The following is an 11,938-nucleotide window of genomic DNA, read 5'->3' as shown; positions in this document are numbered from 1 at the left end:
ATCATAATAGACTGGCTCAATCGATCACTTGTTTAGATTTCAAAGATTGACTAATAGTTTAACAATTGTAAGTTAAAAGAACAACGATAAAAAGAAAAGGCTTTATTAACCAATGAAGTTAAAGGTGGTTTCTCGTTTCGTGAGCTGGAATTATATACGAGCAATACTTAAAGATAGTTGAAATATTTAGGGAATTTGAGAAAATTTTATTAGGCGCTTTAAAATTTTAAAGCATGTATTTCTATTATAGGTTTATAGGGTTTAGTTTTTGAAGTATAAATTTGGAGAGTTTTTGCTCTCCATTATAATTAAGCATTAAATTATGTGAACTTTTACACAATATCTATTAATAAGCCGCGATAAGCTCTATTTCTACAAGTGCGTCTTTTGGCAAGGTCTTAACAGCTACTGTACTTCTAGCAGGATAAGGCTCTTTAAAAAATTTAGCATACACAGTATTTACTTTAGCAAAATCTCCCATATCTGCTAGAAATATTGTAGTCTTTATGACATTATCAAAATTAAGTCCTGCTTCAGCCAAGATATTTTTTAAATTTTCAAGAGATTGCTCAGCTTGAGCTTCTACGCTACTACTTGCAAACTCACCCGCTGGTGTGACACCAAGCTGACCTGAGATAAATAAAAATCCATTTGAGCTAATAGCTTGAGAATATGGTCCAATCGCTTGTGGAGCATTTTTTGTTGAGATTTGTTTTTTCATATTTTCTCCTTTTGAAATTTTTAAAAATCCTACTATAAATTTTCTAAATTTTTAGTCTCCAAAAGCTATAATGGACAAAATTTCAAAAGGATGAAGATGCAAAATATACTCGCACCAAATGAGTTTTTAGATGATTATGTACTCGGTGCTGAGTTAGCTAAAAAAGCCGGCATCTCATCAAATGCTTATCTTTTTTGGAAAAATGTCATAAGCGCAAAATTTGAAAACTCAAGAATAGTTTTTCTTAGAAAAAATAGCATTCCAGCCAAATTTCAAAACATTATAAAAACCTGCACACCTTTGAATGGACTTATTCCAACAGGCGTATTTTGCTCTTTTACCTCGCTTGCTCCTTCTCATCTTGTAGCAAAAAATGGCTCTAAGATCTACGAGCTCTTTAAAATTTATGAGATTTGCGGTATCAAATTTATAGACTTGAAGAAATTTTATGATGATTTTAATCTTAGCTATTCTTATAGAATTTACATTGAAAAGTGTAAATTTTTCTCACCTGCTCCATTTGAAAAACGCATAAAATTAACTGAAACGATGTGTCTTGGATATTACTAAAGTCCGCTAGCTAGCTTGCTAGCGGGATAAATTTATATCTTTTTGTAAGGTGCTTGACCGACTTCATAGAAGTTATTACCTTCGCAGTCAATGGCAACTATTGCTGGGAAATCCTCAACTGTAAGCCTAGCAACTGCTTCCGGTCCTAGTTCTGGATAAGCTAGCACTTCATATTTTTTGATACTTTGGCTAATGAGCGCTCCGATACCACCGATAGCAACCATATAAACACAGCATGATTTTTTCATAGCCTCGACTACTGTGTCACTCCTGTAGCCTTTACCGATCATACCATTTATACCAACTTCATTTATCATGGTTGGGGTGTATTTATCCATTCTGCCACTTGTTGTTGGGCCTGCTGCGCCGATAGCTTGATTTGGCTTGGCTGGAGTTGGTCCAACATAGTAGATAGTCTCACCCTTTAGTTCAACTGGTAGTTTTTCGCCGCGTGCCAATGTTTCAGTAAGTGCCTTATGTGCAGCGTCACGAGCCGCTATGATAGTGCCTGATATTAGGACGTTGTCGCCTGCTCTTAGGCTTTTTACCACCTCTTTATCAAATGGTACTGTTATTCTTTTTACTTCTGACATTTTTTCTCCTTAAAGCTCGGCATCTGCGTGGCGTGCAGCGTGACAGTTGATGTTTATAGCAACAGGAAGACCCGCTATGTGAGTTGGATACCACTCGACATTTACTTTAACAGCAGTAGTATCACCACCAAGTCCTTGAGGACCAACGCCAGTTTTACAAGCAAGCTCTAGTAACTCGTCTTCTAATTTGGCATATCTTGGATCAGAATTTTTACTATCGACTGAACGAACTGCTGCTTCTTTTGCCAAAAGTGCTGCCTTATCCATCGTACCGCCTATGCCAACGCCTATTGTTAGTGGAGGACAGGCATTTGGTCCAGCGTATTTTACAGCCTCTAAAAAGACTTTTTTTACACCTTCTATACCATCAGCTGGTACAAGCATTTTTAAAACTGATTTATTCTCACTACCAAAACCTTTTGGAGCTACTTTTATCTTTAGCTTATCTCCTGGCACGATTCTAGTATGAATGACAGCTGGAGTGTTGTTTGTGGTATTTTTTCTCTCAAAGAGTGGCTCAGCCACGACTGACTTTCTTAGGTAGCCCTCAATGTAGCCTTCCGCAATACCCTCATTTATCGCATCTTCAATATATCCACCCTCAATATGCACATCTTGGCCGATCTGCACGAAAACAACCGTCATACCGGTGTCTTGGCAGATAGGCGCAACACCCTCTTCTGCAAGCTTAGCATTTTGTAAAATTTTACCCAAAATGTCTTTGCCTAGTGACGAGCTTTCGCTACTTTGAGCCTTTGTAAAAGCAGCTTTTAAATCTGGCGTCACGACATAACAGGCCTGTTTGCAAAGCTTGGCAACGACTTCTCTTATATCTTTTACATTTATTATTCTCATCTTTACTCCTCGTAAAAAACAATTTTTAATTATATTAACTATATTTAAAATTTAAGATTAAATTTTACTGCTGGATATCTACTCGAAAAATTTATATGAGTTTATTTTGCTTGACTACAACTAGAAGACTTATCTAAAATAAAAATTTAATGAAATAAGCGGATGGTGAAACTGAGCCTAGAGCATCACAATATTGATAGAAATTTACATAACATGGCTTATTTAAGCCATAAATATATAAATTTAAGATTGAATGCTATCCTCTTCATTTTTTATCTTTTTTCTAACTTTGACTCGTGATATGCTAGCTCCATCCATCTTTCTTACTTCGTAGTAGCAGTTTTCGTCCTCGATCTTATCGCCCACAACTGGCAAACGACCGATTAAGTTGAAGACATATCCACCGATTGTAACTTGATCTGTCTCTTCATCAAAGCTTATACCAAGAACCTCTTCAACGCTCTCTAGATCGTATCTGCCTTGAAATTCGTAAATATTGTCATTTATCTTTTTGTAGTGTTGATCGACTTCATCGTGCTCGTCATTAAAATCACCAAGAACCTCTTCCATTATATCTTCCATCGTAAGAAGTCCGGCTGTGCCGCCATACTCATCAACTACGAGTGCAGCTGAAATTTGCTCTTTATTCATCATTACAAGCACTTTTGAAATAGAAAGGCTCTCAGGTACGATGACAAATTTACGAACAATTGAGTCAAAACTCTTCTCTTTGTCTTTACTAAAGTGAAGCTGTAAAATATCTCTAATGTGTATCATGCCCAAAATAATATCTTTTGAGCCGTCTATATAAGGAAAGCGAGTGTATTTTGACTCAAATACAACTTGTAAATTCTCCTCAAAACTCTTTTGTTTATTTATGCAGATCATATCGCGCCTTGGCGTCATGATCTCTTTTGCGACTGTGTCACTAAAATCAACTGCATTTTTAATGATCTCAGTCTCAAAACTATCAAGCACGCCACCCTTTAAGCTCTCGCCAACGATGATTTTTATCTCTTCTTCAGAATGCGCTAGCTCATTCTCTTTAGCTGGCTGGATACCTAAAATTTTAAGTCCAATGGTCGCTAAAATATCAAAAAGCTTAATTACAGGTGAAAATAGCACCCAGAAAAAGTGAAGTGGACGAGCGATTTTTAACACTGAAGTCTCAGCCTTTGCGATAGCAACTGACTTTGGCACAAGCTCGCCCATTACAACATGAAGTAACGTAATAAGCGTAAATGCAATCGCAAAACCAACCGTATGAACTAATATGTCGCTAAAGTTGAAGAAATTTTTAAGTGGAGCTTCTATAAGTCTTGCAACCGCTGGCTCACCGATCCAACCAAGAGCAAGTGAGCTTAGTGTGATGCCAAGCTGAGTGGCACTAAGATAAGTATCAAGCTTGTTTGACATCTCAAAAGCAAGCTGAGCATTTGGCTTTTTCTCTTTGATAAGCTCTTCAAGTCTAGACTTACGAACTTTAACAAGAGAAAATTCTGATAAAACAAAAAATGCGTTTAGTAAAATGAATATAATGGCAAGTATTACCATTAAAAGCGAATTATCGCTACTGGGGTTCAATTATGATCCTTAAGAGTTAAAAATTTTTGCCTGATTATAGCGAATTTATATTTAGCGGTCAAATTAATCGCGCTCAAAAGTAACAACATTTCTTAAATTTAAGATTTATAAAAAGTTCTTAAATCATATTTTGATAACATTATTTTCATCACTAAATTTATGGATTTTACAATGAGCAAAAAGAATTTTTCATCGCGCTGGGCATTTATATTGGCCTGTGTTGGATCAGCAGTTGGCATGGCAAACGTCTGGGGCTTTCCTTACAAACTTGGCACAAATGGCGGTGCAGCGTTTTTACTCATCTATGTTTTTTTCATAGCTCTTTTTTCATACGTTGGTCTAAGTGCGGAGTATGCGATCGGCAGACGAGCAAAGACTGGTACGCTTGGATCATATAAATATGCTTGGCAAAGTAGAAATTTAGGTGTATTTGGCAGTATTATTGGCTGGCTTCCGCTTGCTGGCTCACTTTGTATAGCCATCGGCTACGCAGTCATCATCGCCTACGTACTAAAAGCCCTTACTCAGGCACTTACTGGCTCATTTATGAGCGTTGATACGAACGTTTGGTTTAACTCATTTGCACTTCAAGACTACTCAGTCTTGCCTTATCATTTTATTATCGTTGTTGGCACGCTTCTTACACTATTTTTTGGGGCAAAAAGTATCGAAAAAACAAATCAAATAATGATGCCACTGTTTTTCGTATTGTTTAGCATTTTGGCTATAAATGTCGCGATGCTACCAAATGCATTTGATGGATATAAATTCCTTTTTATTCCTGACTTTAGTAAGCTTGCGGACCCGATGGTATGGGTTTCTGCGATGGGCCAAGCCTTTTTCTCGCTCTCTATCACAGGATCTGGCATGATAGTTTATGGAGCTTACCTTTCAAAAGACGAAGATATCGTTGAAAGTGCTAAAACAACGGCCTTTTTTGATACTATTGCAGCTCTTGTGGCGGCTCTTGTTATGATCCCAGCGGTCTTTGCCTATGCTATGGATCCAGCCGAAGGTCCAAAGCTACTTTTTGTAACGCTTCCAAAAATTTTACAAAACATGATCGGTGGACAAATTTTTGCCATTATTTTATTTACAGCTGTTATCTTTGGCGGTATCACTTCACTTCAAAATATGTTTGAAGTAGTCGCCGAGTCACTAATGCATAAATTTCCGTTTCTTAGTAGATTTTGGACACTCACGCTACTTTGTGCAGTTTGCTTTGGCATAGGAGCATTTATGGAGCCTATTAGCAGTTGGGGACCTTGGATGGACTTTGTGTCGATCTATATTATTCCAATCGGCGCGGTAATCGGTGCTATTTCTTGGTTTTGGATTATTAAAAAAGAAGAAATTTTAGACGAGATAAATTCTGGAGCAAATAAATCTTATAGTAATTTCTGGTATTTTGTAGGCAAATTTATCTACGTTCCGCTAACATTTTTACTTTGTATCATAGCCGTAAGTAAGGGAATTTCTTTTTAAATTTAGCTCACCAAAAATGAGCTAAATTTAAAAATTTTTGAAGTTATCTTAGTTTTTTTGTGCCAATATAAGTGGCAAAAATTTCTTGTGAGCCATCTTTTTTAAATAAAATAACATCGTATTGCTCAGCTTTACTGCCTTGCTCCATACCTTGACTCTCCATCGGCATGCCAGGTACTGCGATACCAACTACGTCTTTTGGTTTAAGCTCTAGTAGGCGCTTTACCTCATCGGCTGGAACATGGCCTTCTATGATGTATCCATCGATAATTGCTGTATGGCAGCTTGAAAGCTCTAGCGGCACGTTAAATTCTTTCTTAACTTTAGCTATATCATCTACTTTTATGACCTCTTCGCTAAATCCAGCCTTTTGCATCGCCTCACCCCAGCTAGTACAACATCCACAAGTTGGGCTTTTATAGACCTTCATATCAGCCGCAAATGCAAGTGTTGCAAAAAAGCCAAGAGCCAAAAATGCTAATTTCTTCATCATTTTCCTTTACGTAAAATTTGCAAAATGATATAGCTCGCATTTAAATTTTATATAAATGCTTAATATTGCTTGCTATAATTCGCCAAAATTTACAAAAGGCACTTTATGTTTTCATCATTTTTTAAAGATAAAAAATGGGCACTCTGGGCTTATGGCGGAGCGATATTTATCATCTTACTTCTTGTCTATCAAACGCATCTAAACGTCCGTATAAACGAGTGGTATAAAAATTTCTACGACATCGTGCAAAACTCAAAGGATCACAATGTAAGTGAGCTTTGGCGAGAGATATTAAATTTCATAAAGCTTGTTATGCCTTACGTCGTAGCTAGCACGGTGATATCGTTCTTTGCGAGCCACTGGGTCTTTCGCTGGAGGGAGGCGATGACGTTTAGATATCTAAAATTTTGGCAAAACTGCAAAAGTGACATCGAAGGTAGCTCGCAGCGTATCCAAGAAGATGTCTACCGCTTTGCCAAAATAATGGAAAGCCTTGGCGTACAAGTTTTAAGGGCGATCATGACACTTATCGCTTTCATTCCTGTACTTTGGGAGCTAAGTAAGAGCGTGAGCTTGCCTTACATCAAAGACATTGAAGGTTCGCTAGTCTATATCGCACTAATAATTAGCATCGGAGGCCTTATCGTATCGTGGTTTGTAGGCATTAAGCTACCACACCTTGAGTATAACAACCAAAAAGCAGAGGCAGCATTTAGAAAAGAGCTGGTTTACGGCGAAGATGATAAGGTTAAATTTTGCGGGCCAAACGTCATGCTAGAACTTTTTACAGGTGTCAAGCTAAACTACTACAAGCTATTTTTGCATTATGGCTACTTTAATCTCTGGCTTATCTCTTTTTCACAAATTCTTGTCATCGTACCTTATATCATCATGGGAAATGGCCTATTTAGCGGCGTTATAACGCTTGGTGTGCTTATACAAGCTAGCAACGCTTTTTCTCAAGTTAGAGAGAGTTTTAGCGTCTTTATCGATAACTGGACGACAATAACAGAGTTAAGATCTGTAAATAAACGTTTGAGAGAATTTGAGAGAAATATAAACTATAAGGCATAGGCGTAAATTTACATACCAAATAAACTCTAGTAAATTTTAAAATTTCATGAGCGAGTAATTTCGGCTCTAAAATTTGAGCTAAGCTATAAGCGAAGCCAAGATTTTAGTAGTCAATTCTTGCGAGTGAATGGAATTTTAAAATTTGTAAAGCAATCTCATTAAATTTAATATTTGTTTCTTTGTCAAAGGGAAGAGGATTGAATTACAAAGTCGTCCCCCCCCTTTTTTTTTTAACAATCTCCTAACCCCTCATAAATTAGAGATAGCATGCTTTAGTACTTCGCACCGCATGCGGTTCATACTCAGATAAATTTCGAGCAAATTTTAAATTTTACAAGCCGTTTTAGCTCCAAAAATTAAATTTCCCCCTCATTTAACAATACATATCCAACTCAGGCTATAATACGACAAATTTTAATCCACAAAGGATAAAAATGAAAAAGATTTTACTTACATTATTAGCCATTAGCTTACTTTTTGTAGGCTGTACGAGCGTCACAAAGTCGGGCGCCGTGGGTGCTGATCGTGGTCAGTTTATGGCAATATCTTCCGAAGTAATGGAGCAAAGCTCAGCTCAAGCTTACGTCAAGACGCTAACAGCTGCTAGAAGCAAAGGCGAGCTAAATGTTGATCCAATCCTTACAAAAAGGATTCAAGATATCGCTAAAAGGCTCATCGCTCAAACTGGCGTTTTTAGGGATGACGCTCTAAAATGGAAGTGGCAAGTAAATGTCATTAATGAAGATACACTAAATGCTTGGTGTATGCCAGGTGGCAGGATCGTAGTTTATAGTGGCATTATAAAAAGGCTAAATTTAACAGACGCGCAGCTAGCAGCGGTTATGGGACACGAGATCGCTCACGCGCTTAGAGAGCACAGCAGGGAGCAAGCGAGTGCTGATCAGGCAAAAAATATCGGTATTGTTTTACTAGCAACTATTACTGGTCTTGGTGATTTTGCAGTAAATGCTTTAAATATAGCTAGTGAATATACAATCATGAAGCCATTTTCTCGCTCACACGAGACTGAGGCTGATCACATCGGTACTGAGCTAATGGCAAGAGCTGGATACGACCCAAAAGAAGCAGTCGAAGTCTGGGTAAAAATGAGCAAGATGAGTGGTGGAAAGGTGCCTGAAATTTTAAGCACACACCCATCAAACGAGAGTAGGATAAAAGATCTAAAAGAGATCGCAGCAAAGCTTGAGCCAGTCTATCAAGCTACCAAAAGAGGCTAGGCTTCAAAAAATTTGAGCGATCTTGAAATAGTTGCTCAAATTTCTAACTAGTACATTTTAAAAAACTACGACTGCTGATATTCGGCTAGTTAGCGAGAGCCCTGGGTTAAAGCTCACAACAACTCTTGCTTAATCTTTGTCTATAAAGAAAATGGTGAAATTTTAGGCTGGTGTTTTGCTTAGTGATTTTAATCCCAAGATCGCTTACGATATAAGCGCATAGATAAGCATATATGTCGCTAAAAAGGCTCTTGACTTGGCATTGGTAAGTAGCTTTTAAGTCAAAGTCTAGATGAAGCTAGAAGGCTAAATTTAAAAAATATTATCGCTTTAATATTTAGTGAGAACAAAGCAAATATTGGGCTATTTTTAAAATTTGGCTTTGAAAAATGGGGTGAACTGCCCAGCATTTGTCTGATGGATAATGAGTACAAAGATGTCGTTATCTTGGGGCTAAAGCTCTAAAAGCCAAGCATTAAGCAAATAAAGATATAATCACCTTCTTCTTGGGTAGATGTCCGAGCGGTTTAAGGAGCACGCCTGGAACGCGTGTGTGGGGCAACTCACCGAGAGTTCGAATCTCTCTCTACCCGCCATTTTTAAACCTATCAAATTTACTTAGTTTTGAGGAAGAGGTATGAAAATTTTACTATTGGGCGCTAGCGGAAGCCTCGGTGGATACGTCATAGAGGAGCTCTTGCGCGTAGATAGCGTAAATTTACGTCTATATGCCAGAGATATCAAAAAGTTAGAAAAATTTAAAAGTGACAGCACCGAGCTAATGCAAGGTGATGCCGAGGATGAGGCTAGGCTAGTAGAGGCTTTAAGTGGCGTAAATGCCGTCTATGCAGGGCTTGCTGGCTCCCTTGAGATGATGGCTAGCACGCTAGTTAGCGCCATGAAAAAGTCTGGGGTCAAAAGGGTGGTTTGGATCACCTCTTATGGCATTTACGCCGGTGAAGTCCCTAGCGGCGCGCGCGCCCCAAGCTCATACATAAACTCAGCCAAGATCATAGAAAACTCCGGCCTTGACTACACGCTGATACGTCCGCAATGGTTTAGCAAAGCCGATGAGATAGACTACGAGGTCACGAGCTGGGCAAAAGGTGAGAAATTTAAAAACGAAAATGCCCAAATTTCAAGAAAATCTATCGCAAATTTGGTCAAAAGATGTCTAGTTGATAGCTTTGGCATAAAAGATAGCCTAGGCATCAATAAAAAAGAAATTTAAAGGACAAAAATGATTGAGCATTTACTGCTATTTTTGGCTTTGCTAGCTATCATCATCGCTTTGGTGATGGTCTCAAACCACCTAAAGGTCGCCTATCCGGTGCTATTAGTCCTTGGCGGGCTTGCCATTAGCTTTGTGCCAAATTTGCCAAGCATTAAGATCGATCCCGAGCTTATTTTCATCATATTTTTGCCGCCACTTCTTTATGAGGCTGCGTGGGCAAACTCGCTAAAAGAGCTCTATAAATGGCGCCGAGTGATTGGCAGTTTCGCCTTTATCGTGGTTTTCATAAGCGCGGCAGCGGTTGCTTTGATAGCAAATTTAGTTATCCCCGGCTTCTCGCTCGCCCTTGGCTTCATGCTAGGAGCCATCGTCTCGCCACCAGATGCGGTGAGCACGGCAGCTATCCTTAAATTTGTCAAAGCCCCACGCAGGATCAGCGCTATTTTAGAAGGCGAGAGCCTTTTAAATGACGCCTCCTCGCTCATCATCTTTCGCTTCGCCGCAGTTGCAGTGACGACTGGGCAGTTTGTCTGGTACAAGGCGGCAACGACCTTTTTTATGGATGGTGGCTGGTGGCGTTTTGGCAGGTCTTGTGGTGGCATTTGCGGCTTATTTTTTACATAAAATTTTGCCAACTGACGAAAACAGCGACACGATAATGACGATCACGACGCCTTATATCATGTATATCTTGGCTGAGGAGCTAGGTGCTAGCGGCGTTTTGGCGGTGGTTTGTGGCGGACTTTACCTCTCAACTAAAAGAAATGAAATTTTCACCGCTTCAACAAGGATCCACGCGATGCCAGTTTGGAACAACTTCATTTTCTTGCTAAATGGCCTTGCTTTTACCTTGATCTGCCTGAAATTTTAGCAGGGCTAAAGCGTAGCGGTGTCTCGCTCTTTGAGGCGATCTTTTACGGCGTTTTGGTCACTGCCGTGCTCATCGTCATTAGGCTTTTGGCATCATACGGAGCCGTTTATATCACGATGTTTATGAAGCGTTTTATCAGCGTGGCGGACGATCGCAATCCAGGTAAAGCGACGCCGTTTATAGTTGGCTGGGCTGGCATGAGGGGCGTAGTCTCGCTGGATGCGGCACTTTCTATCCCTGCCATGGCCGGTAGCGATCCCTTTCCGCACAGAGACCTTATCTTGTTTATCACCTTCGTAGTGATCTTGCTAACGCTCGTAGTTTAGGGCTTAAGCTTGCCACTGCTCATAAAAAGTGTGAAATTTCCAGACTTTAACGACCATATGCCAAATGAACTTGCAAGGATCAAGATCAAAAAGGTGCTTGCCGAGGCTTCGCTTAAATTTCAAAGCGAGAAATTTTGCAATGAGGAGAATTTCTTGTTTCAGAAACTCAAAGAAGTTTGGAATTTCAAGCTTGAGAGTGAAAATTTCGAGATCAGCGACAAGGTCAGGCAGACCTATTTTGAAATTTTAGAGGAGCAAAGAAAGGCACTTTGTGAGCTCAATAAAGATCCAAAGATCGACGAAGAGGTGATTAGGACGTTTTTATACCACATTGACCTTGAGGAGCAAAGGTGGCAGGAGTATAGCGAGCACTAAAATTTTCTTCCGACATTGCAACTTACCGCACCGCAAAATCTCTTGCCAAATTTCGCCTCGATTATAAGAACTAGCACGAAAAATATCTTTTCATCATTCATTCTTGCGATCTGGCGTAGAGTTTGGCTAGCGTCATTAAATTTAACTCCATTTTTACGTAAAGTTTCGCAAAAAATAGCCTCGTCAAAGCCCAACATTTGCGAAATTTCAGTTATGCTATATGGCTCGAGCGAGGCGATAATTCGGTCCATATTGCAAATGCTTGGATTTTTACTGCGTGTTAGCACATCCGTCGTTTCATTTATTAGTTTTACTAGCTTCTTTCTACGATTTATAACGTGAAGTGTTGCGGCAAGCAATATTAAAAATCCTGCGATTTTATGGGCATTTAATAGATACTCATTATATTCGCCAAGCGCAAAATTTACACCAGAGAATGCGAGCATACAAAGCCCTAAAATAAGAACCAAAACAAGACAGAATTTATAAATAACCTCTACTTTAAACATGACACTCATC

15 protein-coding genes and 1 tRNA gene are annotated in these 11,938 nt (G+C 39.1%); 10 read left to right on the top strand and 6 right to left on the bottom strand.

Annotated elements, in window-relative coordinates:
• Positions 1-346: 346 nt before the first annotated feature.
• Positions 347-721 (bottom strand): RidA family protein, encoded by a 375-nt coding sequence (locus tag F3G75_RS08105; protein WP_149717184.1) that lies wholly within the window; start codon positions 719-721, stop codon positions 347-349.
• Between the two features lie 96 nt (positions 722-817).
• Between F3G75_RS08105 and cheQ the strand changes: the two genes are divergently transcribed.
• Positions 818-1,291 (top strand): cheVAW transcriptional regulator CheQ, encoded by a 474-nt coding sequence (gene cheQ / locus F3G75_RS08100; RefSeq protein ID WP_149717183.1) that lies wholly within the window; start codon positions 818-820, stop codon positions 1,289-1,291.
• Positions 1,292-1,323: 32 nt separating this feature from the next.
• On the opposite strand, the gene F3G75_RS08095 is transcribed toward cheQ, so the two are convergent.
• From F3G75_RS08095 to F3G75_RS08085, 3 genes are all read right to left on the bottom strand, one after another.
• Entirely contained in the window at positions 1,324-1,884 is a 561-nt protein-coding gene (locus tag F3G75_RS08095; RefSeq protein ID WP_149717182.1) for a Fe-S-containing hydro-lyase, read from the bottom strand.
• 9 nt (positions 1,885-1,893) lie between these two features.
• Positions 1,894-2,739, bottom strand: coding sequence for a fumarate hydratase (locus F3G75_RS08090; RefSeq protein ID WP_084109802.1), 846 nt, complete (start codon positions 2,737-2,739; stop codon positions 1,894-1,896).
• Positions 2,740-2,982: 243 nt separating this feature from the next.
• Positions 2,983-4,293: a hemolysin family protein gene (locus F3G75_RS08085; protein WP_508610336.1), complete on the bottom strand. Its 1,311-nt coding sequence runs from the start codon at positions 4,291-4,293 to the stop codon at positions 2,983-2,985.
• A 201-nt stretch (positions 4,294-4,494) separates the two neighbouring features.
• On the opposite strand from F3G75_RS08085, the gene F3G75_RS08080 reads away from it, so the two are divergent.
• Entirely contained in the window at positions 4,495-5,808 is a 1,314-nt protein-coding gene (locus F3G75_RS08080) for a sodium-dependent transporter (protein ID WP_149717180.1), read from the top strand.
• A gap of 43 nt (positions 5,809-5,851) precedes the next feature.
• Here F3G75_RS08080 and F3G75_RS08075 read toward each other — a convergent pair whose 3' ends face one another.
• Entirely contained in the window at positions 5,852-6,298 is a 447-nt protein-coding gene (locus tag F3G75_RS08075; protein WP_054197245.1) for a DUF411 domain-containing protein, read from the bottom strand.
• A gap of 108 nt (positions 6,299-6,406) precedes the next feature.
• Here F3G75_RS08075 and F3G75_RS08070 point away from each other — a divergent pair, with 108 nt between their 5' ends.
• From F3G75_RS08070 to F3G75_RS09475, 8 genes are all read left to right on the top strand, one after another.
• Positions 6,407-7,375, top strand: a complete 969-nt coding sequence (locus F3G75_RS08070) for a putative transporter (protein ID WP_149717179.1) — start codon at positions 6,407-6,409, stop codon at positions 7,373-7,375.
• Positions 7,376-7,809: 434 nt separating this feature from the next.
• Complete coding sequence (locus F3G75_RS08065) at positions 7,810-8,613, top strand: M48 family metallopeptidase (protein WP_149717178.1); 804 nt, start codon at positions 7,810-7,812, stop codon at positions 8,611-8,613.
• A gap of 508 nt (positions 8,614-9,121) precedes the next feature.
• A tRNA-Ser gene (locus F3G75_RS08055) sits at positions 9,122-9,209 on the top strand.
• A 41-nt stretch (positions 9,210-9,250) separates the two neighbouring features.
• Positions 9,251-9,844 carry an NAD(P)H-binding protein gene (locus F3G75_RS08050; protein WP_149717177.1) on the top strand — a complete coding sequence of 198 codons (594 nt, stop codon included), beginning with the start codon at positions 9,251-9,253 and terminating at the stop codon, positions 9,842-9,844.
• A 9-nt stretch (positions 9,845-9,853) separates the two neighbouring features.
• Positions 9,854-10,471, top strand: coding sequence for a cation:proton antiporter domain-containing protein (locus F3G75_RS09485; protein WP_262481487.1), 618 nt, complete (start codon positions 9,854-9,856; stop codon positions 10,469-10,471).
• Positions 10,443-10,718: a cation:proton antiporter domain-containing protein gene (locus F3G75_RS09530; protein WP_262481486.1), complete on the top strand. Its 276-nt coding sequence runs from the start codon at positions 10,443-10,445 to the stop codon at positions 10,716-10,718. The genes F3G75_RS09485 and F3G75_RS09530 overlap by 29 nt, the downstream gene beginning before the upstream one ends.
• Positions 10,655-11,044, top strand: coding sequence for a hypothetical protein (locus F3G75_RS09480; RefSeq protein ID WP_223154376.1), 390 nt, complete (start codon positions 10,655-10,657; stop codon positions 11,042-11,044). The genes F3G75_RS09530 and F3G75_RS09480 overlap by 64 nt, the downstream gene beginning before the upstream one ends.
• A gap of 9 nt (positions 11,045-11,053) precedes the next feature.
• Positions 11,054-11,419: a hypothetical protein gene (locus F3G75_RS09475; protein ID WP_223154375.1), complete on the top strand. Its 366-nt coding sequence runs from the start codon at positions 11,054-11,056 to the stop codon at positions 11,417-11,419.
• Here F3G75_RS09475 and F3G75_RS08040 read toward each other — a convergent pair.
• Positions 11,416-11,928, bottom strand: coding sequence for a chemotaxis protein (locus tag F3G75_RS08040; protein WP_149717176.1), 513 nt, complete (start codon positions 11,926-11,928; stop codon positions 11,416-11,418). The two genes, F3G75_RS09475 and F3G75_RS08040, sit on opposite strands and share 4 nt — an antisense overlap.
• Between the last annotated feature and the right edge of the window lie 10 nt (positions 11,929-11,938).

The organism is Campylobacter concisus, assembly GCF_902460705.1.
Classification (GTDB): Bacteria; Campylobacterota; Campylobacteria; order Campylobacterales; family Campylobacteraceae; genus Campylobacter_A; species Campylobacter_A concisus_Z.
The sequence above is the reverse complement of the archived record's forward strand: the minus strand, read 5'-3'. Positions and strand labels throughout refer to the sequence as shown.